The organism is Hymenobacter sp. UYAg731, assembly GCF_054061335.1.
In genome coordinates this window covers 1-25,293 of the sequence record NZ_JBSSEC010000009.1, presented here as the reverse complement: position 1 = coordinate 25,293, position 25,293 = coordinate 1, and the positions used below count along the sequence as shown (strand labels likewise).

Below are 25,293 nucleotides of genomic sequence, written 5' to 3'. Positions count from 1 at the left end.
GGCGGCGTTAAAATTTAAGGGTGACGTTGAGGCCCATGGTGCGGGTGGAGGGCAGTTGGCCGATTTCCACGCCCGGCAGGATGGTGCCCCCGTTGAGGGCCGCCGTCTCGGGGTCGAAAATGGGAAACTTGGTGACCATGGCCAGGTCGCGGCCGTAGAGGCCGATGGTGGCGCCGGTCAGGGCCTTGGTGCGCGCCAGCAGGGCCTTGGGCAGGTTGAATTCCAGGCGCACTTCGCGCAGCTTCAGGTAGGAGGCATCGAAGGAATTGGCCTCCACGTTGGCCCGGCGGTAGTACTCGGGGTAGTACACGTAGGGGGCCACTTTGGTAGTATTCGGCGAGAAGCTGCCGTCGGCGTTGGCCACCACGCCGTCCCCGATGAGGAAGCCTTCTTCGCGGCCGGCTAGCGTGCTGGTCAGCTTGCCCTGCTCCGAGGACTTGTGGTGCGTCTGCGAGTAGATGATGCCCCCGTATTGCCCATCAAGCAGCACGCTGAGGCGGAAGCTCTTGTAGGAAAATTCGTTCAGGTAGCCGCCCTTCCACTGGGCATAGGCGTTGCCGATGTACTGGATTTCGGCCGGGCGCACGGGCAGGCCGGTGGCCTTGTCGTAGATAATCTGCCCGTCGGGGGCTCGCGAAAAGCCGAAGCCGTAAAGGTCGCCCGTGGTGCCGCCCACCTTGGCGATGACGGTGGCGTTGCCGCCGTAGCCAATCACCTGCTGGTCGTCCACGCGGTCGGCCAGCTTCAGCACGCGGTTCTGGTTGCGGGCCCAGGTCACGGTGCTGCGCCACTTAAAGTTGGGGTTGTCGACGGGCTTGGCGTTGAGCACCACTTCCACGCCCCGGTTACGCACCTCACCGGCATTGAGCACGGCGCTGCTGTAGCCGGTGGCCAGGTTCAGGGGCACTTCCAGGATTTGGTTGCGGGTTACGTTTTGGTATACGTTCACGTCGAAGCCCAGCCGGCCCTTGAAGAACATGGCCTCCAGACCGGTCTCGAAGCTGGTCGTGATTTCGGGCTTGAACGCCGGGTTGTAGAGCGTGCCCGACACCGAGGCCGAACCAGCGAATTCGCTCTGACCGTAGTACTTGCGGGTGCGGTAGGGGTCGGTGTCGTTGCCCACCTGCGCGGCCGAGGCCCGGAGCTTGGCAAACGACACCACGGCCGGCAGCGGCAGCAGCTCGTTCAGAATGAAGCTGGAGCTGATGGAGGGGTAGAAAAACGAGTTGTACTGCGCGGGCAGCGTGCTCGACCAGTCGTTGCGCCCGGTCAGGTCCACGAAAATCTTCTCGTCGAACGACAGCGAAGTCAGGGCGTAGACGCTGTTGATTTGGCGGTTGGCGTTGTTCACCGTGAGCTGCGGCGAGCTCACGCCGTTGGTGAGCTTGTACACGCCCGGAATCACCAGGCCGTTCACCACGCCGTCCTGGCCGCGGTAGCTGCGGGTCATCACGTTGGCCCCCGCCGAGGCCCGCACGTTGAATTTGCTGCTCACCTGCTGGTGGTAGGTCAGCAGGGCGTCGGTGTTCTGCTCGAAGGTGCCGATGTTCTGCTGCTTGTAGTAGCCCCGCTGGAAGTTGGCCGTGCTGAAAGGCCGGCGCTGCTCCCGCTCTTCCTGGCTCATGGCCAAGCCCGAGCGCACGAACACGTCGAGCTTGGGCGAGAAGGTGTATGTGGCTGTCAGGTTGCCCACCGTGGTGCGGTTGTTCACCGCGTTGGTCATCTCGTAGGCAATCAGATACGGGTTATCGATGAACGAGCTGAACGGGTGAATCTGGTCCACCTGGTACTGGCCGCTTTTCCAGATGTCGCGGTAAGCGTCGAGGCTCACGTTGGGGTTCTGGAAAATCATGAAGTAGGAAATCGACTGGTTGTTGTAGCCCGTGGCGGGCAGGTTGTCGCTCTTGCGGTTGGTGAACGTGGCCTTAGCCGAGAGCTTGAGCTTCGCCGAAACGTTGTGGTCCAGGCTCAGGGCCGCCGCCAGCCGTTCGTAGCCCGTGTTGGGCATAATCCACTGGTTTTTGGAATGCGTAATAGACGCTCGCGCCGAGCTATTCGCATTGCCGCCCTCCAGCGCCACGCTGTTCGTGATGGTGGAACCGGTGTGCCAAAAGCCCTTGATGTTGTCCTTATAAGGCACCCACGGCAGCCGCTCCGTCGACTGCGTCTGGGTTGCGGGGTCGTACTGGTAGAAGGACTGCCCGTTGAATTTCGGCCCGAAGGCGCTGCTGGTGCCGCCCGTAGCCGCCCCGTCGGCCGAGGCCGCGTAGGAGTAGTACGGCTCGCCCGCCGCGTTAAACGACCGCCCGGTCCCTTGGCCGTACTCGTACTGGTAATCCGGCCACTTCAGCACGGTTTGCAGGCTGAGGTTGGAGTTGACCGTCACGCCGATGCCGTTGGTTTGGCGAGAGCCCGATTTGGTGGTGATAATCAGGGCGCCGTTAGCCGCCCGGCTGCCGTAGAGGGCCGTGGCGCTAGCCCCTTTCAGCACCGTGATGCTGGCAATGTCGTCGGGGTTGACATCCGCGATGCCATTGCCAAAGTCCACCGGCACGTCCTGGCCCGAGCCCGCCCCGTAGGCGCTGCCCACCCCCGAGCTGGTCAGGCCGCTGTTGAGCGGCACCCCGTCGAGCACCACCAGGGCATTGTTGCCGTTGGGGTTGAGCGAGTTGTCGCCCCGCAGCGACACCCGCACCGAGTTTACCGGTCCCGAGCCGGGCGAAATCAGGTTCAGCCCCGCCACCTTGCCCGACAGGGCCTGGGCGAAGTTGTTGGGCCGGGCCTCCAGCAGGCTTTCCCCGCTAATGGTTTGGGTGGCGTAGCCCAGGGCCTTCTGCTCGCGCTTGATGCCGAGGGCCGTCACCACCACCTCGTTGAGCTGCTTGGAATCAGGAGCTAGCTGCACGTTCAGCACGGTTTTGGTGCCCACTGCTACCTCCTGGCCAAGGTAGCCCACGTAGGTGACTACCAGCACCGCCTCGGGCCCGGCGCTGAGGGCAAAGGCACCGTCGCTATCCGTCGAAGTGCCCACGGTGCTGCCTTTGATGACGACGCTGGCGCCAGGCAGCGGCTGGTTCTTCTCATCCCTCACCGTTCCCTTCACCAAGGGAGTTTGAGCTCCTGCCCTATCACTTAGCAGCAACAAAAACACAATGGCAATAAATGCCACATTCTTTTGGAGCAAGTACTTGTATTTCATGCCATTAGTTTTGGGTTTTCATGCAAAACTAACGGTAGCAAGTTTCCTTAATATTAATCGTAAATCACCAAAAAAGAGGGCCTGACTCTGCTTATATAACAACGTGTCCTTTTCGTGTTGAGTAGGTTATCAAATGCACCACATCGACTCAAATAGGAACCTTTGATATGCTCGCTCGTTCGCGAGTGACGGGTGATTACGGATGCCTTTTTTACTAGGTAAGATGCCCTGCCGACTCCGGACCTAGTGCAAGCCGTGGCAAGACAATACTTACCTGGGCTGGCCGCTGGGTGGTGAGCCATTAAATATTCAGGTCGGCCGACTGAAGACGACCGTGGCTGTTGCAGAAGTCCGATTCGTAGAGGGAAGATGCAAGGCAAGAAGCTGTTTCTCGACAAAGAGGTGACCCGCTTTCGGCTCAGCGAGCGGGTACCGCGCCATAACCGCTACCGGCGCCTGGCCGAGTTGGTGGACTGGTCGTTTCTCTACGACGCGACGCGGAGCCTTTACAGCCACACGGGCCAGCCCTCGTTGGACCCGGTGGTGTTTTTCAAACTGGTGCTGGTGGGGCGGCTGGAAAACCTCGTGAGCGACCGGCGCCTGGTCGAGCCCTGCGCCCTGCGGCTGGATATCCTCTGGTTTCTGGGCTACGAAGTGGACGAGGACTTGCCCTGGCACTCGACCGTGAGCCGCACCCGCCAGCTGTTTCCGGCGGCGGTGTTCGAGCGCCTCTTCGACCACGTCTTTGCTCAGTGCGTGGCCCGGGGCCTGGTCGCCGGCGACAAGCAGGCCGTCGATTCGGCGCCCGTTAAGGTCAACGCGTCGCTCGAAGCGGTGCGCGAAAAACAGGCCGCCGGGCCGACCGGGCCCCACCTGAGCGGCCGCGAGGAAACGCCCGCCGCGGGCGCGGTGCTGACGGCCCCGGCTCACCAGCTGCGCCAGCTGGCCACGGGCCAGCGCCGGCGGCAGGGCGCGCATACCGGCGCGCTGGGCACGCGGCACGACCAAGCACGCTTGCTGACCAACAAGACCCAATACTCGCCCACCGACCCCGATGCGCGCATCTCCGTCAAGTCCGACAATTACCTGGCGTTCAATTACTTCTGTAGCCTGACCGTGGACACGGCCCACGGCGTCATCAGCCACGTACAGGCCGACTTGGCCGATGGGCGCGACAATTTGGACCTGCCCCGCTTGCTCACCGGCCTGTATCGCCGCTTCCGGGCCAACGAGCTGCCCCTGCGCGCGCTGCTGGCCGATGCCGGCTACGCCAATGGCGCGAATTACGCCTTGCTCGAAGCCGCGCACATCACGGCCTGGATTCCCGTGTTTGGCCAGTACAAGGCCGAAATCAAGGGCTTTACTTACCACGCTCCCACCGACGACTACACCTGCGCGGCGGGCAAGCGCCTGTCGTTTCGCAAATACGATACCCGGGCCGACGGCCAGTGGCAAAAAATCTACTGGGCTACCTGCTCGGACTGCCAGCAGTGCCCCTTGAAGCCCACCTGTGTGCTTGGAGCCAAGCGCAAACAACTCACCCGCACCCTTACGCCGCGTACCGGCGGGCATGGCAGCGCCAGCAGACCCGGCGCGGCCAGCGCCTGCGCCGGGTCCGCCAAGGCACGGTCGAGCCCGTCTTCGGGAATCTGCTGCCGCACTACGGCCTGCGGCGGCTGAACGTGCGCGGCCTGGTTGGGGCCCACAAAACCATGCTACTCACGGCCGTCGCCTACAACCTAAAAAAGCTGCTCAAGTACTGAGGTGGTCTAATTACGCTGGACAGTTTAGGGCGTTAGTTTGAAGAAGCTGTTGATGAGCGTGATAGGGTGTCTGATAGTCGATGCTGGAGTGCAGGCGCTCGTGGTTGTAGTAGTCAAAATAGTCGGCGACGCTGGCCTGCGCGTTGGCCAGGTCGGCAAAAACGGGCCGTTCGCGTAGTTCAAGCACCTCGGTTTTGAAGTGGGACCACCGGCTTTCGGCTTGGACATTGTCGTAGCAGTCGCCACGCCGGCTCTGCGAGCGCACGGCCTCATGGTCGTGCAGCAGCTTTCGGTACGCATTGCCGCAGTACTGCCCGCCGCGGTCGGAATGCACCAGCAGGCCCGGCGTAGGTGGCTGGGCCCAAAAAGCGCGCTTAAGGCCCTGATGACCAATTATTCCGGCATCGTCGACCCGACTTGCCAGCTGACCACCTGCTTGCTGGCCACGTCCTGAAAGGCGCACAGGTAGGCCCAGCCGCCATTGGCCAGCGGCAGATACGTGATATCGCTGACCCAGACCCGGTTCGCATGGGTCGGCTTGGGCTGGTCAAGCAGCCGGTTCGGCGCGCACCGCAGCCCGTGGGTTGAGTCGGTGGTGCGCGGGGTATAGGCCTTGGGTTGCAGCGCGCGCAGGCACCGCCGGCGCATGGCCCCGCGTAGGCGGTGACGGCCGACACGGTGGCCTTTTCGGCGCAAAGCGACCTGCAGCCGGCGCGTACCATAGCGGCGTTTGTGGTGGCCGAACACCTTCACCAGCGCCGTTCCCCAAGCCGGTACGCGCAACACGTGGCAGAGCAGGCGCACGGTGTGCGTGGCCCGCTGCCCGTCGATGAAGCGGTAGCAGCTCATAGGCTGTCGGTCGCCGAGAAGATGGCAATGGCTTTTTTTAAAATGTCCCGTTCCTGCACCTGCCGCCGGGCCAAGGCCCGCAGCTGGCGCAACTCCGCGGCCGTGGCCGGGTCCAAATCGGCCCCGCGAGCCGCCGCAACGGGCGTGAGGGCCTCTTTCTGCCACTTGTAGAGCAGTTTGGGGCTGCTATTTAGCGCGCGGGCGGCTGCCTGGGTCGAGCGGCTCTCGCCAGCCAGGCGCAGGGCCTCGACGCGGAAGGCGGCGTCATAACGCCGACGTTTGGCGGGCGGGGGACTGTCTTTCATGACATTCGAAAGTTAAGACCCTATTCTGTCCAGATTTATCCGACCACCCCAGCCCGGTGTGGTACATATCGGCAAAAATGGCCTCGAAGCCCTGGCCCGCCACTTCGGGCAGGGCTTCAAAATGGGGGCGGCCCATTACCTGGTCCAGGGGGCGGCCCCAAATCAAGCCCACTTCCGCGTTGGCAAAGCTGATGTAGTAGGCCGGCCCTTCAAAGATGGCGATGGACATCGGGGCCTGGTCAACGGCGTGCCGCAGGGTGGCCAGCTGGGCTTCGGCCGCAGCGTGGGTGGCCGGCTCGCGGGGCTGGTCGCGGCCAGCGGTGAGGCTCACCAGCAGGCCGGTTTCCAGCCGGACGGCCTGGGCACTGCTGACGCTGTCGTAACCGTCGGCCGGGTCAAACTGGTCGCACTGCGCCGGCGTGCCGGCCAGGTACGTATCGCAGTGGAAGGCAAACGCACCGCTGGCCACGCTGCCGGGCCACTACTCCCGGTAGCTGGCGGTGGGCTGGGCGGCGGCATTGAGATAGGCGGACCGGAAGTCCACGACCCTCGCCGGCCCCATCAAGTACCGGGGTGTAGTACACGATTCCGTGGGGCAGCAGCGCCAGCAGGGCCGAGAGCGTAGAGGCGGGCAGGCCCGGAAGCGGAGCGAGGGTAATCGGAAAATGGAAGCGGGCAATGGATACCGAAGATACCAGCCTCCTCCTGAGCAGAACCGTACCGAACCTGTTGCGGGCTCAGCAGCCGGCGTGCCGTTTGGGGCCGGCTTACGGTTGGGGGTAGCGCACCGGGGTTGCCAGTTTCCCAGCGTTGCCAAGGCAATTCCCGGCGGCTGCGCGGTTTCGGCCGGCGCGGCAGTATCCGCCCTTCCGGCCACGGCAATGGCCCGCCCGGCCTAGTGCTCCAGGCGCTTTATCATCGCCTTCATCTCTTCGATTTCCCGCTTCTGGGCCGTGATGATGTCATCGGCCAGCCGGCGCACTTCGGGGTCCTGGATGTTGGCCCGCTCGCTGGTGAGAATGGCGATGGAATGGTGCGGAATCATGGCCTTCAGCCAGCGCGTGTCGTTCACGAAGGTCTGGCTGCGCACCAGCAACAGCGCGCCCACGAACAGCGTAAGGCTGGCACCCATGATGAGGCCGTTCGTCGTTTTGTTGGGGTACATCATGGGCATCATCAGCAGCATCACCACGGCCATGGCCGTCACCATCAGCACCGTCATGTAGAAGCGGGTGAGGCTGAAATAGACGTGGTCGAGCGCATAGGTGTTGAGGTACATCACCACGTACATGATGACGAAGGAGATGCCCAGCATCAGCAGGAATTTGCGGTAGTGGCCTTGGGGCATGGGGGCGGAAGGGGGCGTGGGGTGCAGCATGAAGATGGGGAGCAAGGTAAAAACGCGTGCCGATTCCAACCCTTGGAATGACGGTCCTGGTAGTGCGAACGGGCAATGGGTGGCAGTGGTTGGGCCCCGAGTGCCCCGAAGGGCGGCCGAATTGGTTGAAAAGAAGCCCCCGTTTCGGTAGCCCCGCTCAAATTACCCGACCTTTGCCCCCTATGCCCGATTCTCCCTCCCGTTATGCCCGCGTCCTGGCCGGGTTCGACCGCGTTTTTATTCAGCCACTCTATACGGCGCGGGTGCGGCGGCTCATTCTGCAAAGCTTTCCCTTCTGGATTGCTTCGCTGCTGACCGGGCTCATGGCCGTGGGCTACGAAAAGGTGTTTGCCTGGGCCGAGGAAGTGAGTTTTGGCTGGCTGCGCCGCACGCCGCTGCTGGCCTTCGGGCTCACGCCGCTGGCCTTCCTGGGGGCGTGGGCGCTGGTGAAGTGGCTGGCCCCGGCGGCCCGGGGCAGCGGCATCCCGCAGGTGATGGCGGGCATCGAGCTTTCGAACCCCGCGCAGCACCGCCACACGGCCTACCTGCTGAGTTTGCAGGTGGCGGTGGTGAAAGTGATGAGCAGCGTTGTGCTGCTGCTGGGCGGCGGCGTTATTGGGCGCGAGGGGCCGACTATTCAGGTGTCGGCGGCCATTTTCCGGACCATCAACCGGCTGCAGCCGACGGGCTGGCCGCAGCTTTCGCGCCAGATTGCGCTGGTGACCGGCGGGGCGGCTGGCCTGGCGGCGGCCTTCAACACCCCGCTCGGCGGCATCGTGTTCGTGGTGGAAGAGCTGACCCAGATTCACCTTTCGCGCTTTCGGATGGCCGTATTCAGCGCCGTCATTATTGCCGGCCTCACGGCCCAGCAGTTTCTGGGTTCCTACCTGTACCTGGGCTTCCCGAAGGTGACTTCGCCCGCCGGCTGGTACCAGGTGCTGGTGATGGTGGCGGCCGTGGCCTGCGGGCTGGCGGGCGCGTATTTTGCCAAAACCCTGCTCTGGCTCAACGGCTTCCGCAAGCGCTTCACCACGCCGCTGACGCAGGCCGGCTGGGTGGTGGGCTGCGGCCTGCTGCTGGCCGGGCTGGCCTACCTGGTGGGCCCCGATGGCGTGGGCACGGGCAAACCCATCATCAACCGGCTGCTGTTTCAGAACGACGGCGTGACGCCGGGCTACTTGTTTCCGGTGCGCTTCGCGGGCATGGCCCTGAGCTACAGCAGCGGCGGGGCGGGCGGCGTATTCGCCACCTCGCTGAGCGCCGGCGCCCTGCTCGGCGACTTCATTGCGCAGCTGGCCCACGTAGCCGTGGCCGACCGCAACCTGCTGATATTGGTGAGCATGGTGGGCTTCCTGACGGGGGTGGTGCGCTCGCCGTTCACGGCCGCCATTCTGGTGCTGGAAATGACGGACCGGCACTCGGCCATCTTCCAGCTGCTGATTGGGGCCATGCTGGCCCAGGCCGTGGCCGCGCTCGTCGACCCGCACTCGCTGTATGAGCACCTGCGCCAGGGCTTCATCCGCGAAACCCTGAGCCAGGAGGCCCCGCCGGCCCCGGCCGAAACGCCCGCCGCCCACCCCGCTCAGTCCTGATAAAGCGCTGCCAACGGGAACCTCTGCCTTCATCAGCCGTTCAGCATACCCATGAGTTTATTTTCCTTTTCGGCCGCGTTGCTGACGCTGGCCGCCTTGTTTTCGTATTTGAATGCCCGTTTTTTGCGCCAGCCGGCGGGCATTATGTTTCTGCTGCTGGGCGTGGTGGCGGCGGTGGGCGTGCTGGCCGGGGGCCGCATCGTGCCGGGCTTCACCGATGCCGTGCGGGCCGCGCTGCTCCAGTTCGATTTCACGGAGTTTCTGATGGGTTCGGTGCTGAGCTTCCTGCTCTTTGCCGGCTCGCTGCACGTACGGGTAGAAGCCCTGAAAGCCGTGTGGAAGAGCATCGCGGCCTATTCGACGCTGGGCGTGCTGCTGGCCACCGCCCTGGTGGGCCTGGGCACCTACGGCCTGCTGGACCTGGCCGGCGTGGCGCTGCCGCTACTGCCGTGTATGCTGTTCGGGGCCCTCATCGCGCCCACCGACCCCATTGCCGTGCTGGGCATTCTCAAAACCACGGACCTGGATAAGAACATCGAAACCAACCTGGCCGGCGAGTCGCTCTTCAACGACGGTTTCGGGGTGGTGGTGTTCGTGACGCTGCTGGAGCTGGCCACGCCGGGCGAAATGCCCAGCGCGGGCTCGGCGGCTCTGCTGCTGCTGCGCGAGGCCGGGGGCGGCCTGCTGGCCGGGGCTGCGCTGGGCTACGCCGGCTACCGGCTCATCAAAACCGTGGACCATTTTCAGACCGAAGTTATTCTGACGCTGGCCCTGGTGATGGGCGGCTACGCGCTGTGCCACCACCTGGGCGTGTCGGGGCCGCTGGCCATGGTGGTGGCGGGCCTGGCCATCGGCAACGTGAGCCGCAGCGCGGACGTGTCGGACGAGACGCGCGACTACCTGGAGAAGTTCTGGGAGGCGCTGGATGAGGTGTTGAACGCCGTGCTCTTCGTGCTCATGGGCCTAGAGCTGGTCGTGATTGGGTTCAGCCCGTTCTACCTGGGGCTGGGCGTGGCGGCGGCGGTGCTGGCGCTGCTGGTGCGCTACGTGGCCCTGGCGCTGCCCACGCGGCTGCTGGGCCTCTCGAAGCAGCTGCCGCCGCGCACACTGGTTATTCTGAGCTGGGGCGGGCTGCGCGGGGGCATTTCGCTGGCCCTGGCCCTGGGCCTGCCGGCCGGCCTGCACCCGGAAGTATTCGTGCCCATGACGTTTGCCGTGGTGCTGTTTTCGGCCGTGGTGCAAGGGCTTACGTTAACGCGACTGTTGAGCTGGCTCACCCCGCGCGCCGCCTGACCGGGCCCCCGGCCTCCTTGTTGATTGTTGTTCCCCCTAATCCATGCTTCCCACCCAAAACTATTTTTCCAACGCCGTCGGTTCGGTCGATTTTTCGCCCGAGGATGGCTACCTGCACCTGCACTGGTCGGGCGCGCCCATGACCAGCCCCGAGTTTCGGGCCCTTTACGTGCATGCCCACAACCTGCTGCGCCGCTACCAGCTGCGGGGCATCCTGGCCGACCACCGCGCCATGCCCGCCGCCCCCGACCCCGCCGACCGCGAGTGGCTGCTGACCACCTGGCTGCCCGACGTGCTCGATGACACCGCCTTCGAGCGCTACGCCGTGGTGCCTACGTTGGCCCCCGAAAACCGCCTGCACACCCCTGCCGTGGCCGCGCAGCTGCGCCGCATCGTAGCAACCTCCTTTTTTGAAGACATTCCGCTCGCCGCCGACTGGCTGCGGGCCGACGCGCCAGCGGCGTGATTTGCGCCGGGAGCAGGCAGCAGGCGCATCGCCTTGTAAATAGGGTGCCGCGAGGGTAGTTAAGTGCTTTGCAAAAGCACCGTTCTGGCATTCGCTGGTGATTTTGCTGACATTCAGTGCCCCCGAAAAGTAATTCCCTCCCCCACTGCCCATGCTGGACGTTCTGCGCCGCTTTCTGCACACCCGCTTCCTGCTCACCGACGACATGGCCGACGCGGCCGAGATTCAGGCCGACGTGGAGGCTGGCATTCCCTTCCGGGGTACCAACCTGTGGGTTTTGATTTTCGCCATCCTCGTGGCCTCGGTGGGGCTGAACGTCAATTCCACGGCCGTTATCATCGGGGCCATGCTGATTTCTCCACTCATGGGGCCGATTGTGGGCATCGGCTACGGGGCGGCCACGCTGGAGCTGGGCCTGATTGAGCGCGGGCTCAAGAGCCTGCTCACGGCTTCGGTGTTCAGCCTGGTGGTGTCGGCGGCCTACTTCCGCCTCACGCCGCTCACCGACGCGGGCTCCGAGCTGCTCTCGCGCACCCAGCCCAGCACCTGGGACGTGCTCATTGCCTTGTTTGGCGGGGCGGCCGGGGCCGTGGCCCTCACCCGCAAGGGCCACACCAACGCCATTCCGGGGGTCGCCATCGCCACCGCCCTGATGCCGCCGCTGTGTACGGCCGGCTACGGGCTGGCCACGGCGCACTGGTCGTTCCTGTTCGGGGCACTGTACTTGTTTTCGATTAACTGCGTGTTCATTGCCTTGGCCACGTTTCTGGTGTGCCGGGTGCTGCCGCTGCCCCGGCACACCTTCGTGAGTGTGAAGCGGGCGCGGCGGGTGCAGCTGGGCATCTGGGTAGTGGCGCTGCTCACGGCCGCGCCCAGCGTGTACTTGGCCGTGGGCATTGTGCGCGATGGCACGTTCACGCACAACGCCCAGCGCTTCGTGGACGAGCAGCTGAACCTGCCCGGCACCTACGTCGTCACCAGCCGCATCGCCGCCAAGCCGCGCACGCTCAACGTGCTGCTGGCCGGCCAGCGGCTCACGCCGGCCCAGCTGCTCAAGGCCCGCACCCAGCTGCCGCGCTATCGCCTGCAAGGGGCCGTGCTCACCGTGCGCCAGGGCCTGGCCCGCCTCGACTCGGCCGACACGCAGGCCCTGCGCAGCAGCGTGCTCGAAGACGTGCGCAGCCGCCAGGAGCAAACCCTGGTGGGCTACGAAAGCCGCCTGGCGCAGCTGCAGCTGCTGCTGGCCCACCCCGACAGTGCCACCGCCGGCCTGCCCGGCGCGGTGTCGCTGTTGCGCGAGGTGCAGGTGGAGCACCCCGCCGTGCGCCAGCTGGGCCTGAGCCGCCTCGTGCGCCCCGCCACCGACTCGCTCCGGGCCGATACCACCGTGCTGGTGGCCGTGCGCACCCGCCGCCCACTGCCCGCCGCCGAGCAGCGCCGCCTGGCCGCCTGGCTACGTCTGCGGGCCGGGGACCGCCAGCCAGTGCGCCTGTTGATAGAAACCCAGAACGACCCGGCTCCCCGGCCGGCCCCGGCCCGCCGCAAAGCCTCCCGCCGCAAGTAAGCACGGTGCAGTTGCACGGCCCGCACCGGCCCGCATCCAGGCCAACCTACCGCCCTCAAACCCGTAAGGCTAAACAATCGGATGGGATTTCGGGCTCATTTTCAAAAAAATAATCCTTCGGATTTTGAAATACTTCCCTCGGGCATCCGCTACCTAGTTGCCCTGGTATGCCTGGCCGGGAACGGCTGGGCGGACGCGCCAAGGGCCGCGACGGAGCCAAGCAGAACCTGAAGGGTGCCAAAACCCAAGCCCCAACGATATAAGGGTCGGGCATTCGGACGTCGGTGGTCAGGGCTGAAAACCAACCCGGCTGCCGACAATCAACTTCTTATCTATGAAGTATTTCCTGACCGGGCTGCGCTACCTGCTGGCATTTCTGGGTACGCTGGCCCTGCTGCTGACGCTGGTGTCGTTGGCCCCGTCCAATAAATGGTGGGTGCAGATGCTGGGGTTTCCCCGGCTTCAGTTGCTGGGAGTGCTGGCGGCCACGCTGCTGGGGTGGCTGGCGCTGGCCTGGCCGGCGCAGCGGCGGGTGCGGCAGGGGCTGCTGCTGGGCCTGGGAGCCGGCGTATGCGTGCAGGCTTTTTTCCTGTGGCCCTACCTGCCCTTTGCGCCCAAAGCAGTGCCTGATGCCGCTGCCGGCGCAACCAGCCGGCTGCGCATTCTGGTCATCAATGTGTTAATAACCAACCGTCAGGACGCCCGCCTGCGGCAACTGGTGACCGATACCCGGCCCGACGTGCTGCTGGCCCTGGAGCCCGATGCCTGGTGGGCACGGGCGCTGCGGCCCTTGCAGCCCGACTACCCCTACCGCGTCGAGCTGCCCCGCACCGATGCCTACGGCATGATACTTTACTCGCGCCTGCCGCTGGATAGTACGCAGGTGCAGAACCTGCTCCAGCACGGGGTGCCGTCCATTCGCACGCGGCTGCGGCTGCCCGACGGCCGCCGGGTCACGTTTTTCGGCATTCACCCCACGCCGCCCATCCCCGATACCTACCCCGACGGCGTGGGCCTGCGCGGCCTGGCGCTGCAAAAGGTGACCGACGCGGTGCGCCAGAATGAGCGGCCCACCATCGTGGCCGGCGACTTCAACGACGTGAGCTGGTCGGGCACCATTCACCAGCTCACCCGCGAAGGCGGGCTGCAAGACGTGAGCCTCGGGCGCGGCCTGTTCAACACGTTCAGCGCCCACTCGGCGCTCATGCGCTGGCCGCTCGACCACTTTTTTGTCAGCGCGCCGTTTGAAGTAGTGGCGCTGAAGCGCCTGCCCGACGTGGGCTCCGACCATTTCCCGCTCTACATCGAGTTGGCGCTGCCCAACAAGTAATTATCAGCCTGATAATCCGTTTTTTTTCACAAACCCTTATTTCAAAATCCTCCCGCTTATGCCAACGTTTTCTTTCTTCAATGCCCTGCTGTTGGCCGGTGCCCTGGCTTTTTCGGGCTGCCAGTCGGGGGCCGAAGCGCCCGTGGCGGCCGACCTGAACTCCGCCAACCCCGCCGTGGCCGAGCAGGCCCGCAAAGTGCAGGAGCTGTCCACCCAGATAGCCCAGCAGAAGGCCGTTATCGAAACCGAAAAGAACAAACTCTCCGCCATGGAGCAGCAGCTGGCCGGGTCGCAACAGAACCTGGAGGGCCTCAAAAAAGAAGTGCAGGCAACGCCCTAAATCCCCGCAAGGCCCGACCGGCTGACGCGGTAGCTTCCGCGCACACTCCCTTCTCCCGTCCTTCCTTTTTAAATACATGGACTTTTCCATCGCCTGGCAAAAAATCAACCAGATGGGCCGCGATTTTATGGCCCTGCTGCCCAACTTGCTCTTCGGGCTGGTGGTGTTCGTGGTGTTTATTTTCATTGCCCGCGGGGTGCAGTCGCTGGTGGAGCGGTTGGTGCAGAACCGAGGCCAAAGCCAGAGCCTGAAGTTGCTGCTCAGTCGCTTATCGTACGTGGCTACCCTTATGCTGGGCATCCTGATTACGGTCACTATCATGGTGCCCAGCTTCACGCCGGCCAGCCTGCTTAGCGCCTTGGGCGTGGGGGGCGTGGCCATCGGCTTTGCCTTCAAGGACATTTTTCAGAACTTCCTGGCCGGGGTGCTGCTGCTGGTCACCGAGCCCTTCAAAATTGATGACCAGATTAGGTACAAGGACTTTGAGGGCACGGTCGAAACGATTCAGACCCGGGCCACCACCATCAAAACCTATGACGGCCGGCGGGTCGTCATTCCCAACGCTGAGCTGTTTATCAACGCCGTAACGGTGAATACCGCCTACGACAAACGCCGCCTGCAATACGACATCGGTATTGGCTACGGCGATGACATTGGCCAGGCCCGCCAGCTGATTATCGAGGCCATGAAGGGCGTGGAAGGGGTGATGGCCGACCCCGCCCCCGAGGCGCTGGTGGTCGATTTGGCCGGCAGCAGCGTCAACATCCGGGCCCGGTGGTGGATAAACCCGCCGCGCCGCGCCGACATCATGGGCGCGCAGGACCGGGTGCTCGAAGCCATCAAAAACACGCTCACCGCCCACGGCATCGACCTGCCGTTTCCCACCCAGCAAATCCTCTGGCACGACCAGACCGAAGCCACCGACGGCGACCGCAAAACCCAGCGCGAAGGCTGGCCCGCCGGCGAGGGCGACATGCCCCCGTCGCGGGCCGCCGTGCGGCAGGAGCAGCCAGCGGTACCGGCCACCGCGCCGGAGCCGGCGGAAAAAGCGGCCGAATAACGCCCGCCGCCCGCCCGTAGCCGCCCGCCGCCCGCGCCCCGAATGGGCCGAAGTCGGGCGCAGCCCCGTACCAGCGGGGGTATTCCGCTTCTATTTATTGCTGCATGATTGAGATTAACCGCACGTTTGCGTTGCTTTCGCATAAGCTGATTGGCTGGGTGCAGGGGTTTATCCTGCTGTTGCCCAATCTGCTCATCACCCTGCTGCTGCTCACGGCCACGGTGTTTGCCGCCCGGCTCACGCGGCGGGCGCTGGCCAGCGTGCTGCCGCGGGTGTCGCCGGGCGCGGTCACGCTGCACAGCCTCATCAGCACGCTGGCCTACGTGGCGGTGCTGCTGGTGGGCACCTTTTTCGCGCTCGAAGTGCTGGGGCTGGACAAGACGGTGACTTCGCTGCTGGCCGGCGTGGGCATCATCGGGCTGGCGCTGGGCTTTGCGTTTCAGGACATTGCGGCCAATTTCATCAGCGGCATCATCATCGCCGTGCAGCGGCCCTTCACGGTGGGCGACGTGATTGAAACCGACAAGTTTTTTGGCACCATCGAGCGCATCAACCTGCGCACGCTGGACCTGCGCCAGGTGACCGGCGAACTGGTGCGGGTGCCCAACCGCAAGGTGTTCGAGAGCGCCGTGACCAACTACAGCGTCACCACCCGCCGCCGCGTGGACCTGGAATGCGGCGTGGCCTACAACTCCGACCTGGCCCGGGTGCGCGCCGTGGTGCTGGAAGCCATGCAGGACTTCCCCGAGCTGCTCACCGACCAGCCGCCGCAGGTGATGTTCACGAGCTTCGCCGACAGCGCCATCAATTTCAGCCTGCGCTTCTGGATTCCGTACCGCCGGCAGGTCGACTACGTGGGGGCCAAAAGCGAGGCCATCATGCGCATCAAGCAGGCGTTTGATGGGGCCGGCATCGTCATTCCCTTCCCCATGCGCACCCTGGAGCTGCCGCCCGAACTGCTGGCCCGGCTGGGCGGCACCACGCCGGGGCCGGTGGCCCCGTAGCACCGGGGCGGGGCAGAGCCGGATATTCTGATGCAGCTTTGCGCGGTCATCGTTTGCTTTTCTCCGATTGTATGTCCCTCCCCCTCGTTGCGCCGCTGCCGCCCGATGCCAACCCCGAAGTGGCGCAGCTGGCCACCTTCTTCAACGAAACGCTGGGTTTCTGCCCCAACAGCGTGCTCACTATGCAACACCGGCCGGCAATTGCCACGGCCTTTATTGGGCTGAACAAGGCCGTGATGGCCAACCACGGCCGCGTGAGCAGCGCCCTCAAGCGCCTCATCGGCTATGTGAGCAGCCTGGCCGCCGGCTGCCAGTACTGCCAGGCCCATACCATGCTGGCCGCCGGCCGCTACGGGGCCGGGCATGAGCAGATGGACCACATCTGGGAATACGCCACGCACCCGGCCTTCGCGCCGGCCGAGCGGGCGGCCTTGGACTTTGCCGTAGCCGCCTCGGCCGTGCCCAACGCCGTGAACGAAACCATTGCCCACAACCTGCGCCAGTACTGGAACGAAGGCGAAATCGTGGAGATGCTGGGAGTCATCAGCCTCTTCGGCTACCTCAACCGCTGGAACGACTCGATGGGCACGCACCTGGAGCCCGGTGCCGTGGCCCTCGGCGAGCAGCAGCTGGCCGGCCACGGCTGGACGCCCGGCAAGCACGCCTGAGCCGGTGGGCCGGGTTCGGCCTCCGCTTCCGGCAACGCCGGGCATTGTGCGGGCTTTCTCGGTCTTTCAGGTCCTGGCCAGCCCGGCGGCTACCGGGCGCGGGCCGGCACGAAAACAATCGGGCAGTCAACGATGATGCCGGCGGCATTGAGCCCGCCCTGCGAAGCATTGCGGGGGCCGGTTGGGGCACCGGCCGCCGGCTCGTCATTCTTATTGCAGGAAAAGACCAGTATAAGCAATGCACAGCGCCCGCCAGGGCAGATGAACCGCTCAACCGCCGGCGGGCGTTGGGCATGAACGAGAGCCCCTAGCGCCTTTTTTTAGTCACGTTTTGATGCTCGTTGTTGCGCCGGGACACCAGGCGGCGGGGTGCCAAAAAAAAGAAGTCCCGGCGCACTGCCGGGACTTCTTTCCAATGCTTACGGAACCGCTTTGCGGCCCCCGCAGGCTACATTTTGGACTTCATCTTGCCCATTTTGCCATCGTGCATCATTTTGCCGCCGTGGTGCATCATGGTGCCGTCCATGGCCATCATGTCGCCGTTTTTCATCTTCATCGTGGTGCCGTCCTTCATTTTACAGGTGCCGTCCATCATGCACATGCTGCCGTCGCTCATGGTCATGTCTGCGGTCATGGCCATCATTTTGCCGTCTTTCATCATCATCATCTTGCCGTCTTTCATCATGGTGCCGTCGTGCATCATGCCCTTTTTGCTCATCGAGCCGGACTTCATCTTCATCTTGTCGCCGCTCATGGGGGCGGTTTGGGCCTGCGCGGCGAAGCACATAACGGCCAGGGCCAGGGTGGGGAGGGCTTTCAAAAGGAGCTTCATGGGAATGGGGTTGGGGTGAAATGGAGATTATCTGCCCACCACCGGCAAGGCAGGGAGTCAGGCTGTTACAACGTCAAAGCTAACCGGTAGTTGGCACATAATGGTCACAAAATCAATTTTTTGCTGTATTTATTCGTGATGAGGTCGCGGGTCCGGGTCCGGCCGGCGGGCAGGGCTGGCCGGCCTCATGCACTGGCACCGAAAAGGAAAAGCAGGTGCCCTGCCCTTCCACGTTGCGTATGGTGCGCACGCCGCTACGATAAAGGCGGCTTTTTGCCCCAGGCGTGTACCCCGGGCCGCTTGGGCGCGGGGCCGCTTCAGCGGATTTCCAGGTCAGTCCGCAGCTCCTGGTAGCGGGCCTGCACCTGGTCAAGGTCGTAGCGGGCGGTGAGGTTGGCTTCGGCCGCGGCCAGGTTTAGGTCGGCCTGCCGGCGCAGGGCGGCGCGGCCGGCCGGGGCGGCGCATTCGGCGGCAATGGTGCGCAGGGCGGCCAGCTGGCGCAGGTAGATGGCCAGCGCACTCGCCGCGTTGGCCCGAATCTGGTCGAAGGCCGTGCCCAGGTAGCTGGCAAAATCCGGGTCGGTGGTGAGCACGCGCACCTGCCCGGCCTCGGCGCGCACGGAGCTGGCCAGGTGCCGGCCGGCCAGTATGCGCAGCAGCGCGCCCAGCCGGTCCACGCACATCACGGCCGTGGTCACGTCGTTGATGCCCGGCGAGAGGGCTTTCAGGGCAATATCCACCAGCTGGCGCAGCCCGAAGCCCACGTCCTGGTCGAGGGTGCGCTGATTGCCCAAGCGGTAGCAATCGGCCAGCTGCCTGGTTAGCTGCCTGATGTCCGGCAGGGGCTGGCCTTCGGGACTGGTGACCGAGGCCAGTGGGCTGCCCGCTACTACGAAGCTGCCGATGGCGTATTCCATCCGCACGACCACGCCGGCCTGCTGCGCAAAGCTCAGCAGCGCATCGTGGTCGATGCCCTGCACGTATCCCGTGTCGGGGGCCGGTAGCGGCCGCCAGCGCAGGTCCGGGCCGGCGGCCAGTTCGGCGCGCTCGGCGGGGGTGGCGGCATCGCCCAGGCGCCGGGGAAACACTTTATCGAGCAGCTTCTCGGTTTCGGCAGCCACCCCGGCCACGATGTTGGCCGCCTGAATGGACGAGGCGATGTGGTGGATAAAAAAAATCAGCATTCCGATGCTCACCAGGGCCAGCAGCAGCCCGAAGGCCACCGCCAGCGACGGCACGAAGCTGCCCTCATCGCCGCCCCGGATGGTGCGCAGCACCACGAGGCAGTACACGAAAATGCTCACGAAAAAGCCCATTACCACCTGGTTGGTGCGGTCGCGCATGAAGTTGCGCAGCAGGCGCGAAGTGTACTGGCTGGCCACTTGGGCCAGCGTGGCCAGCGTGAGCGAGAATATCAGGCCCGCCACCGTAATCATGGAGCCGGCAATGGCGGCCAGCATGCCGCGCGCACCGGCCGCGCCCGCCCCGAACAGCAGTGGGTAGCGCCCCGTCCAGCTGCCGCCCACGTAGAGGTCGAGGTGAACCAGCCCGTAGGCGGCAAACAGGGCCGCCACCACCATCAGCGTGGGCACAAACCACAGGCTGGAATCGAGGGTCAGCCAGAGGGCTTTCAATTTATTCATAAGCCTTGGTTTACTGCCGCGCCGGCCCTACGGTTGTGCTGCCAGGAGCGGATCTTGCCTCAGCACCGGGCCGGGTTACGCCCCCCCCCACCCCGCCGCTTCATGCGTATTCCTTCGCCCTTGTTCAACGGCCAGCAGGCCGCCCTGCTCATCAAACGCCGCAACGACGAGCCCCGCCCCAACGCGCGCCCAGGGCTGGGCCCGTACTGCCGGCGCTACGGATTTCAGAGCGCCCGCCCGGCTTATGCTGCTGGAGTAGCCCAATGAAAAGTTTTTTAAATCCCCGGTGTAAGGCCGTGGCCCGGCGTTCGTCTTTATCCGCAACCGTTTCACATTCACCATTTTTTCCAACCCCAACCCATGCGTAAGTACCTCGTTTCCGCTTCCCAAGCCCTGCTGGTCGTTGCCCTGCTGCTGGCTGCCCCCCTCGCCTACGCCCAGGACGGCGGCAAAATGAAAGACGGCAAGATGGCCGACGGTAAAATGGCCGATGGCAAGATGATGAGCCACGATAAAATGTCGAAAAGCGGCAAGATGTCTCATAGCAAAATGTCGAAAGGCAAAATGAGCCACGACAAGATGATGAAAGACGGCAAGATGGCCGACGACAAAATGGCGAAAGACAAAATGTAGTTTTTGGGCTGCCGCAAGCAGCTATCCAAAAAGGCCTGCCCTCCGCGTGAGGGCGGGCCTTTTTGCTGAAATTGCGGGCCGGCTGTGGCGTTTGCTCAAACCAGCCCATCATGCTGACCATAATTCACACCATGCGCCTAACCGTCGCGGCCGTGCAGGCTGCCCCCGTGTACCTCGATTTGCCGGCCTCGCTGGCTAAGGCCGAAACCCTCATTGCCCAGGCCGCCGCGCAGGGCGCGAAGCTGGTGGTTTTCCCCGAAACCTGGCTGCCTGGTTACCCCGCCTGGCTCGACTGCTGCCGCGACGTGAACCTGTGGGATTCGCCGACCGTGAAGCAGGTGTACCGCCGCCTGGTGGAAAATAGCGTGGTCGTGCCCGGCCCCGTCACCGAGGCGCTGGGCGCGGCGGCCCGCGCCCACGGCGTGGTGCTGAACATGAGCGTACACGAGCGGGTGCTGGCCGGCCCCGGTCGCGGCACGCTCTACAACACCATGCTCACCTTCGATGCCGACGGCATGCTGGCCCACGTCCACCGCAAGCTGATGCCCACCTACACCGAGCGGCTGCTGTGGGGGCAGGGCGATGGCCGCAGCCTGCACGCTGTGCCCACGGCCGTGGGCCGGGTGGGCGGCCTCATCTGCTGGGAGCACTGGATGCCGCCGGCACGCCAGCGCCTGCACGAGTCGGGCGAGGACATCCACGTCGCCGCCTGGCCGCAGCTCAAGGAAATGAACCTCGTGGCCAGCCGCCATTACGCCTTCGAGGGCCGCTGCTTCGTGGTGGCCGCCGGGGCCATTATGCACGCCCGCGACCTGCCCGCCGAGCTGGAGCCGGCCGGTGCGCTGGCCGGCCACCCCGAGGCGCTGGTGCTGCGCGGCGGCAGCGTCATCATCGGCCCCGACGGCACCATCCTGGCCGGCCCGGTGTACGACGAAGAGCTGATTCTTACCGCCGAAATCGACCTCGCCCGCATCCCGGAAGAGCAGATGACGCTGGACGTGGCCGGCCATTATGCCCGCCCCGACGTATTTGGGCAGGGCTGATTCCGGCTAATATTTACCCTTTGTTTTTTTGCGAATGACGTTCAATTATCTGCCTGATACAGCTGCCAAAGCCCCGGTCATCATCGTCGGGGCGGGCCTGGCGGGCCTCACGGCCGCCGTGGCCCTGCACGCGGCGGGCCAGCCGGTGCGCGTACTCGAAGCCCGCGACCGGGTGGGGGGGCGCACCCTGGCCCTGCCCGCCGAAGCCCGCCGCCCCGGGGCGGACCTGGTGGATGTGGGCGCTACCTGGGGCTGGGCGCATCATCCCTACCTGAGCAACTTGCTCACCGAGCTGGGCATCCGGCCGGTGGAGCAGTACAGCACCGGGGCCACGGCCTACGAAACGGCGCAGGGCGTACACCGCCTGCCCAGCCACCCCTCGGGCTCGGCGGGCTACCTGCGCTTTGCCGGCGGGGCCGCCGCGCTCTGCCAGGCGCTGGCCCAGCGCCTGCCGCCGGAGTGCCTGGCGCTGAACACCCGCGTCACGCGGCTGCGTCAGCTACTCGGCCCGGGCGGCGTCGAAATTCAGGTGGAGCAGGCTGGCCACGCAAGCGCCCTCGTGGCGGCCGCCGTGGTGCTGGCCCTGCCGCCGCGACTAGTGGCGCACACCCTGGCCTTCGACCCCGCCCTGCCCGCCGCCCTGCTCCAGACCATGCGCGCCGTGCCCACCTGGATGAGCCACGCCATGAAGAGCGTGGTGGTGTACGCGGAACCGTTCTGGCGGGCGCGGGGCTGGTCGGGCTTTGCCGCCAGCCAGCTGGGGCCGCTGGTCGAAATCCACGATGCCTCCCCGCCCGATGGCCACCAGGGAGCCCTGTTCGGGTTCTTCGCCGCCGGCCATCCGCTGCGTGCCGCCCCGCCGGCCGAGCGGCAGACGGCCGTGCTGGCCCAGCTCACGCAGATATTTGGGCCGCTGGCCGCTACGCCCGTCGCCTACCACGAGCTGGACTGGACCCAGGAGCCGCTAACCAGCGTGCCCGGCGATGAAGAGCCGCCCGCGCAAGTGCCTTTGCAAGGCCCGGCCCTGCTGCGGCAGCCGCACTGGGGCGGAGCCCTGCACTGGGCCGGGGCCGAAACCTCGGCCAGCGAATGGGGCCGGCTGGACGGGGCCGTGGAATCGGGCCGGTGGGTGGCCGCGCAACTGCTGCGTCAGCTACAAGCTCCGCACGACCGTGCTGGGATAGGTGCTTAGTAGTGCAGGCTCACGCCCACGGTGAACTGGCTGCCGGGCGTGGCGCTGGCGCGGCCCAGGCCGGTATTCCAATTGGAAATAGCCCGCACGGCCGGCGAAATCATGTAGCCAACCCCCAGGCCGGCCTGCGAATACGCCGTGCGGTCGGCGTTGCTGGTTTCGGAGCTGAAAGGGATGCCCGTGGGCAGCGTGTGTACGCCGCCCATCACCCACAAGTGGCGCTGCACCATATAGTTGAACTGCTTGGGGCTGCCACCGGTCCGTGCGGCCGCACCCAGATGAGCAGTCGGGGCCATAAACGTCCACGGAGCCGCTGCCCGGCCCGGCGTAGTTTCCGCAAGTGGTGCGTCCGGCTCGTGCGGGGTGCAGCACGTTGCGGCCACGGCTGGTGATTGCAGCCCGGATGATAGAATAAAAGTCGCTAAAAACGCGGCCCGAAAACGGGATAATAAAAACATGACTCGGCAAAAAATAGCAGTTCGCGCCTACGCCTAAGTAGCGGCGGGGCACGGGTGATTGACGCTCTCGGCAGACAATCCTTACAGCAACAGGAATTAACGGAGGAGGTTTGCGACGATGTGGAAAAGCCGCCTTGCCGGGGCCGCCTAAGTGGGATATTGCCCCGACTCGCTATTACAGCACGCCCACCAAACCGCTGATGCTGAGCGCCACCACGGCCGTGTTAAAGGCAAAAGCCAGCAGGCCGTGTACGAGCACGGTGGCCCGCAGGGTGGGGTCGTAAATGCAGACGTCGGCGGTCTGGGCGGTCATGCCAATCACGAAGGCGAAGTAGGCAAAGTCCAGGTAGCGCGGGGGCGGCGAGCCTTCGGGAAAGGTGAGGCCGCCCGGCGCGGACGTGCCGTAGTAGTACAGGCACGCGTAGCGCAGGGCAAACACGGTGTGCAACAGCAGCCAGGCCGCCGCTACCCCGCCCACGGCCAGCGCGACGTGCATCACCCGCATCGCAATCGGCAGCGTGGGCATCATGCCGGTGCTGAGCAGCAGCACCACGGCAGCCAGGCTGCTGGCCAGCGCCAGCGGCACGAACCCAAACGACACCAGCGCCCCCGGCGACTCGCGGGCCGCTACCACCCGCGTCTGCCCCGCATCGGCGGTGAGCATGAGGGGCCAGAGCAGCAGCAGGGAGCCCCCGGCGAACGCATCCCAGGCCACCACGGCCCGTCCGGCAGTGGTCAGCTCGGCCGGAGCGGCGGCGTAGCCGGCCAGGCCCAGCACCACCGCCGCGACGAACCGCACCTGCGTTGGCAGCCGGCCCACATACCCCAGGGCCTGAAAAAGGTGCGAACGAGCCATAAGGAAATCAGTAAAAGCCAGCGACCAGGAAGTACGACCTGCCCGAACGAAAAAAAATCGCGGAGTCGGACGCTCCCGATAGTGCCGCCTTACACTTTTAGGAGTTGCTGGACTTTAGGTAAGGGGCCAACATGGTCCCGCTTGCTTGCATATCGAACATCGGTTTTGCTTCCTTATCTGTCGCCTATGAAAGTAGTTATCGAAAATCATTCGCTGGCCATTCGGTGGTTTCACTGGGCCAGCTTTCCCGTGCGGGGTTTTAAAATTGGATGCGAAATTCGTATCTGATAGTCCAGCAGATGCTTACGTCGCTTAGAATGGGCTGGTAGTGGTTAATAAATAATAAAAACGTACAGACTTGTCTGTTTTGAATATTTTCCCGTATATTTGTTCAGTGAAAGCGAAAGACACCCCCAACGTACGCCAGCGCATCATCGACACGGCTGCCCGCCTATTCTACCAGCAGGGCTACCCCCTCACCGGCATCAACCAGCTCATTGCCGAAGCGGGCGTGGCCAAGGCCAGCCTCTACCAGCACTTCCGTACCAAAGACGACATTCTCCAGGCCTACCTCCGGCAGGTGAGCCAGCAGTGGTTTGAGCAGGTAGGGGAAGCCGTGGCCGCCGCCGCCACGCCCAAAGCCAAAGTACTGGCCGTGTTCGACTTGCTGAATGATTTTCTGGTGGGCGCGAATTTTCGCGGCTGTAACTTCCAAAATGCCCTGTTGCAGCTCGCCCCCGAGGAACAGGACGTGCGGGCCTTCATCCAGGAACATAAAAGCAAGATGGGCCGGGTGTTCGCCGGCCTGCTCAACGATGAGCCGCTGGCCGAGGAAATAACCTTGGTATTTGAAGGAGCCCTGATTTCCAGCCAGATTCGGGGCGACCGCACGCCCGTAATAACGGCGCGCCGCCTAGCCGAGCGGCTGCTATAATTTTGGGCCTCAATAAAAACAGACTGTTCTGTTCGATCTCCCCATCATTTTCACTATTTCCCTCATTTTTCAATCATGACCAATTTCCCCGTTCCCACGCGCGACCAAGTGTCCGAAAGCAGCCAGGCGCAATTCGATAACCTGCAAAGAGGCCTCGGCTTCGTGCCGAACCTCTACGCCACCATTGCCTATTCTGACCATGCCTTGGCCAAGTACCTTGCGTTTCAGGGGGCCAAAACCTCGCTCAGCAACAAGGAGAAAGAAGCCGTGAACCTAGTAGTGAGCGAGCTGAACGGCTGCCGCTACTGCCTGAGCGCCCACACCGTGCTCGGCGGCATGAACGGCTTTTCGGCCGAAGAAATCCTGAACCTGCGCGCCGGTCACAGCTCCGATGCCAGGCTTAATGCCCTGGTGAAGCTGGCCCAGGCCGTGACTGAGCACAAAGGCCACGTAGCGCCCAAAATCCAGGAGGCCTTTTTCGCCGCCGGCTATACCAAAGGCAACCTAGTGGATGTTATCCTGCAAGTGAGCGACAAAATTGCTATGAACTACCTGCACAACCTGACCGAAGTGCCCATTGATTTCCCCGAGGCCGCTGAGCTGCAAACGGCCTAGCGGGAACAAAAAGGAAACACGCCATCCGGCGGAGCTGGTCGAGGCAGCTTGCTTGCCTAAGTAATTCATTTACCGGTGCAGGGGAGGTGCTTCGACCAACTCCGCCGGATGGCGTGGCGATTGTGCCAACTTTCCCTTTAAAATCCTCACCATGAACTTGCCCGACCCTGCCCCGCTGCCCGCCGACGAAGTGCCTTTTGTACACGAAGAATGCGGCGATACCCGATGGGATGCCGTGCTGGCCCAGCCCGCCTACGCGCCCGAAGCCCGCCCCCC

The 25,293-nt window shown here is 64.4% G+C and carries 26 protein-coding genes and 1 pseudogene; 17 read left to right on the top strand and 10 right to left on the bottom strand.

Going from position 1 to position 25,293, the window contains the following annotated elements; all coding sequences use genetic code 11:
* Positions 1–7 precede the first annotated feature (7 nt).
* The gene (locus ACVWYF_RS21535) at positions 8–3,199 is read right to left on the bottom strand and encodes a SusC/RagA family TonB-linked outer membrane protein (protein WP_457072070.1); all 3,192 of its coding nucleotides are present in this window, start codon (positions 3,197–3,199) and stop codon (positions 8–10) included.
* A 369-nt stretch (positions 3,200–3,568) separates the two neighbouring features.
* On the opposite strand from ACVWYF_RS21535, the pseudogene ACVWYF_RS21530 reads away from it, so the two are divergent.
* Positions 3,569–3,931 (top strand): annotated as a pseudogene (locus tag ACVWYF_RS21530) (transposase); the annotation flags it as partial.
* Between the two features lie 716 nt (positions 3,932–4,647).
* Entirely contained in the window at positions 4,648–4,962 is a 315-nt protein-coding gene (locus tag ACVWYF_RS21525; protein ID WP_457072067.1) for a transposase, read from the top strand.
* Between the two features lie 10 nt (positions 4,963–4,972).
* Here ACVWYF_RS21525 and ACVWYF_RS21520 read toward each other — a convergent pair whose 3' ends face one another.
* From ACVWYF_RS21520 to ACVWYF_RS21500, 5 genes are all read right to left on the bottom strand, one after another.
* Positions 4,973–5,296 (bottom strand): transposase, encoded by a 324-nt coding sequence (locus ACVWYF_RS21520; RefSeq protein WP_457072064.1) that lies wholly within the window; start codon positions 5,294–5,296, stop codon positions 4,973–4,975.
* Between the two features lie 59 nt (positions 5,297–5,355).
* A complete protein-coding gene (locus ACVWYF_RS21515) occupies positions 5,356–5,811 on the bottom strand; it encodes a DDE-type integrase/transposase/recombinase (RefSeq protein ID WP_457072061.1) in 456 nt (151 codons plus the stop codon).
* Positions 5,808–6,116: a transposase gene (locus tag ACVWYF_RS21510; protein WP_457072059.1), complete on the bottom strand. Its 309-nt coding sequence runs from the start codon at positions 6,114–6,116 to the stop codon at positions 5,808–5,810. The genes ACVWYF_RS21515 and ACVWYF_RS21510 overlap by 4 nt, the downstream gene beginning before the upstream one ends.
* A complete protein-coding gene (locus tag ACVWYF_RS21505; RefSeq protein WP_457072056.1) occupies positions 6,076–6,585 on the bottom strand; it encodes a hypothetical protein in 510 nt (169 codons plus the stop codon). Before ACVWYF_RS21505 ends, ACVWYF_RS21510 begins: the two co-directional genes overlap by 41 nt.
* 426 nt (positions 6,586–7,011) lie before the next feature.
* On the bottom strand, positions 7,012–7,509 hold the full coding sequence (locus ACVWYF_RS21500; RefSeq protein WP_457072053.1) for a DUF305 domain-containing protein: 498 nt from the start codon (positions 7,507–7,509) through the stop codon (positions 7,012–7,014).
* A gap of 167 nt (positions 7,510–7,676) precedes the next feature.
* Between ACVWYF_RS21500 and ACVWYF_RS21495 the strand changes: the two genes are divergently transcribed.
* From ACVWYF_RS21495 to ACVWYF_RS21455, 9 genes are all read left to right on the top strand, one after another.
* A complete protein-coding gene (locus ACVWYF_RS21495) occupies positions 7,677–9,086 on the top strand; it encodes a chloride channel protein (protein WP_457072050.1) in 1,410 nt (469 codons plus the stop codon).
* 51 nt (positions 9,087–9,137) lie between these two features.
* The gene (locus tag ACVWYF_RS21490; protein WP_457072047.1) at positions 9,138–10,379 is read left to right on the top strand and encodes a cation:proton antiporter; all 1,242 of its coding nucleotides are present in this window, start codon (positions 9,138–9,140) and stop codon (positions 10,377–10,379) included.
* 43 nt (positions 10,380–10,422) lie between these two features.
* The gene (locus ACVWYF_RS21485; protein WP_457072044.1) at positions 10,423–10,845 is read left to right on the top strand and encodes a hypothetical protein; all 423 of its coding nucleotides are present in this window, start codon (positions 10,423–10,425) and stop codon (positions 10,843–10,845) included.
* A gap of 151 nt (positions 10,846–10,996) precedes the next feature.
* On the top strand, positions 10,997–12,409 hold the full coding sequence (locus ACVWYF_RS21480; protein ID WP_457072041.1) for a DUF389 domain-containing protein: 1,413 nt from the start codon (positions 10,997–10,999) through the stop codon (positions 12,407–12,409).
* A gap of 334 nt (positions 12,410–12,743) precedes the next feature.
* The gene (locus ACVWYF_RS21475) at positions 12,744–13,739 is read left to right on the top strand and encodes an endonuclease/exonuclease/phosphatase family protein (RefSeq protein ID WP_457072038.1); all 996 of its coding nucleotides are present in this window, start codon (positions 12,744–12,746) and stop codon (positions 13,737–13,739) included.
* A gap of 58 nt (positions 13,740–13,797) precedes the next feature.
* Positions 13,798–14,079 carry a hypothetical protein gene (locus tag ACVWYF_RS21470; protein ID WP_457072035.1) on the top strand — a complete coding sequence of 94 codons (282 nt, stop codon included), beginning with the start codon at positions 13,798–13,800 and terminating at the stop codon, positions 14,077–14,079.
* Positions 14,080–14,155: 76 nt separating this feature from the next.
* Positions 14,156–15,139: a mechanosensitive ion channel family protein gene (locus ACVWYF_RS21465; RefSeq protein ID WP_457072032.1), complete on the top strand. Its 984-nt coding sequence runs from the start codon at positions 14,156–14,158 to the stop codon at positions 15,137–15,139.
* A 104-nt stretch (positions 15,140–15,243) separates the two neighbouring features.
* On the top strand, positions 15,244–16,143 hold the full coding sequence (locus ACVWYF_RS21460; RefSeq protein WP_457072029.1) for a mechanosensitive ion channel family protein: 900 nt from the start codon (positions 15,244–15,246) through the stop codon (positions 16,141–16,143).
* Between the two features lie 71 nt (positions 16,144–16,214).
* Positions 16,215–16,811 (top strand): carboxymuconolactone decarboxylase family protein, encoded by a 597-nt coding sequence (locus ACVWYF_RS21455; protein WP_457072027.1) that lies wholly within the window; start codon positions 16,215–16,217, stop codon positions 16,809–16,811.
* A 448-nt stretch (positions 16,812–17,259) separates the two neighbouring features.
* Here the strand turns inward: ACVWYF_RS21455 and ACVWYF_RS21450 are convergent, their stop codons facing one another.
* A complete protein-coding gene (locus ACVWYF_RS21450; RefSeq protein WP_457072023.1) occupies positions 17,260–17,643 on the bottom strand; it encodes a DUF6799 domain-containing protein in 384 nt (127 codons plus the stop codon).
* A 317-nt stretch (positions 17,644–17,960) separates the two neighbouring features.
* A complete protein-coding gene (locus tag ACVWYF_RS21445) occupies positions 17,961–19,286 on the bottom strand; it encodes a DUF2254 domain-containing protein (RefSeq protein WP_457072021.1) in 1,326 nt (441 codons plus the stop codon).
* Between the two features lie 102 nt (positions 19,287–19,388).
* Between ACVWYF_RS21445 and ACVWYF_RS21440 the strand changes: the two genes are divergently transcribed.
* The 4 genes from ACVWYF_RS21440 to ACVWYF_RS21425 all read left to right on the top strand — a co-directional run bounded on the left by ACVWYF_RS21440 (position 19,389) and on the right by ACVWYF_RS21425 (position 22,154).
* Entirely contained in the window at positions 19,389–19,553 is a 165-nt protein-coding gene (locus ACVWYF_RS21440) for a hypothetical protein (protein ID WP_457072019.1), read from the top strand.
* A gap of 93 nt (positions 19,554–19,646) precedes the next feature.
* On the top strand, positions 19,647–19,919 hold the full coding sequence (locus tag ACVWYF_RS21435; RefSeq protein ID WP_457072016.1) for a hypothetical protein: 273 nt from the start codon (positions 19,647–19,649) through the stop codon (positions 19,917–19,919).
* A 110-nt stretch (positions 19,920–20,029) separates the two neighbouring features.
* Positions 20,030–20,962, top strand: a complete 933-nt coding sequence (locus ACVWYF_RS21430; protein WP_457072013.1) for a carbon-nitrogen hydrolase family protein — start codon at positions 20,030–20,032, stop codon at positions 20,960–20,962.
* 34 nt (positions 20,963–20,996) lie between these two features.
* A complete protein-coding gene (locus ACVWYF_RS21425) occupies positions 20,997–22,154 on the top strand; it encodes a flavin monoamine oxidase family protein (protein ID WP_457072011.1) in 1,158 nt (385 codons plus the stop codon).
* Here the strand turns inward: ACVWYF_RS21425 and ACVWYF_RS21420 are convergent.
* Together ACVWYF_RS21420 and ACVWYF_RS21415 are read right to left on the bottom strand one after the other, a co-directional pair.
* The gene (locus ACVWYF_RS21420; protein ID WP_457072008.1) at positions 22,151–22,450 is read right to left on the bottom strand and encodes a hypothetical protein; all 300 of its coding nucleotides are present in this window, start codon (positions 22,448–22,450) and stop codon (positions 22,151–22,153) included. The genes ACVWYF_RS21425 and ACVWYF_RS21420 overlap by 4 nt on opposite strands.
* A 337-nt stretch (positions 22,451–22,787) precedes the next feature.
* Positions 22,788–23,468, bottom strand: coding sequence for a DUF1345 domain-containing protein (locus ACVWYF_RS21415; protein WP_457072006.1), 681 nt, complete (start codon positions 23,466–23,468; stop codon positions 22,788–22,790).
* A 394-nt stretch (positions 23,469–23,862) separates the two neighbouring features.
* Here ACVWYF_RS21415 and ACVWYF_RS21410 point away from each other — a divergent pair, with 394 nt between their 5' ends.
* Both ACVWYF_RS21410 and ACVWYF_RS21405 read left to right on the top strand, forming a co-directional pair.
* Positions 23,863–24,402: a TetR/AcrR family transcriptional regulator gene (locus tag ACVWYF_RS21410; protein WP_457072003.1), complete on the top strand. Its 540-nt coding sequence runs from the start codon at positions 23,863–23,865 to the stop codon at positions 24,400–24,402.
* A gap of 75 nt (positions 24,403–24,477) precedes the next feature.
* A complete protein-coding gene (locus ACVWYF_RS21405) occupies positions 24,478–25,017 on the top strand; it encodes a carboxymuconolactone decarboxylase family protein (protein ID WP_457072001.1) in 540 nt (179 codons plus the stop codon).
* Positions 25,018–25,293: the final 276 nt, after the last annotated feature.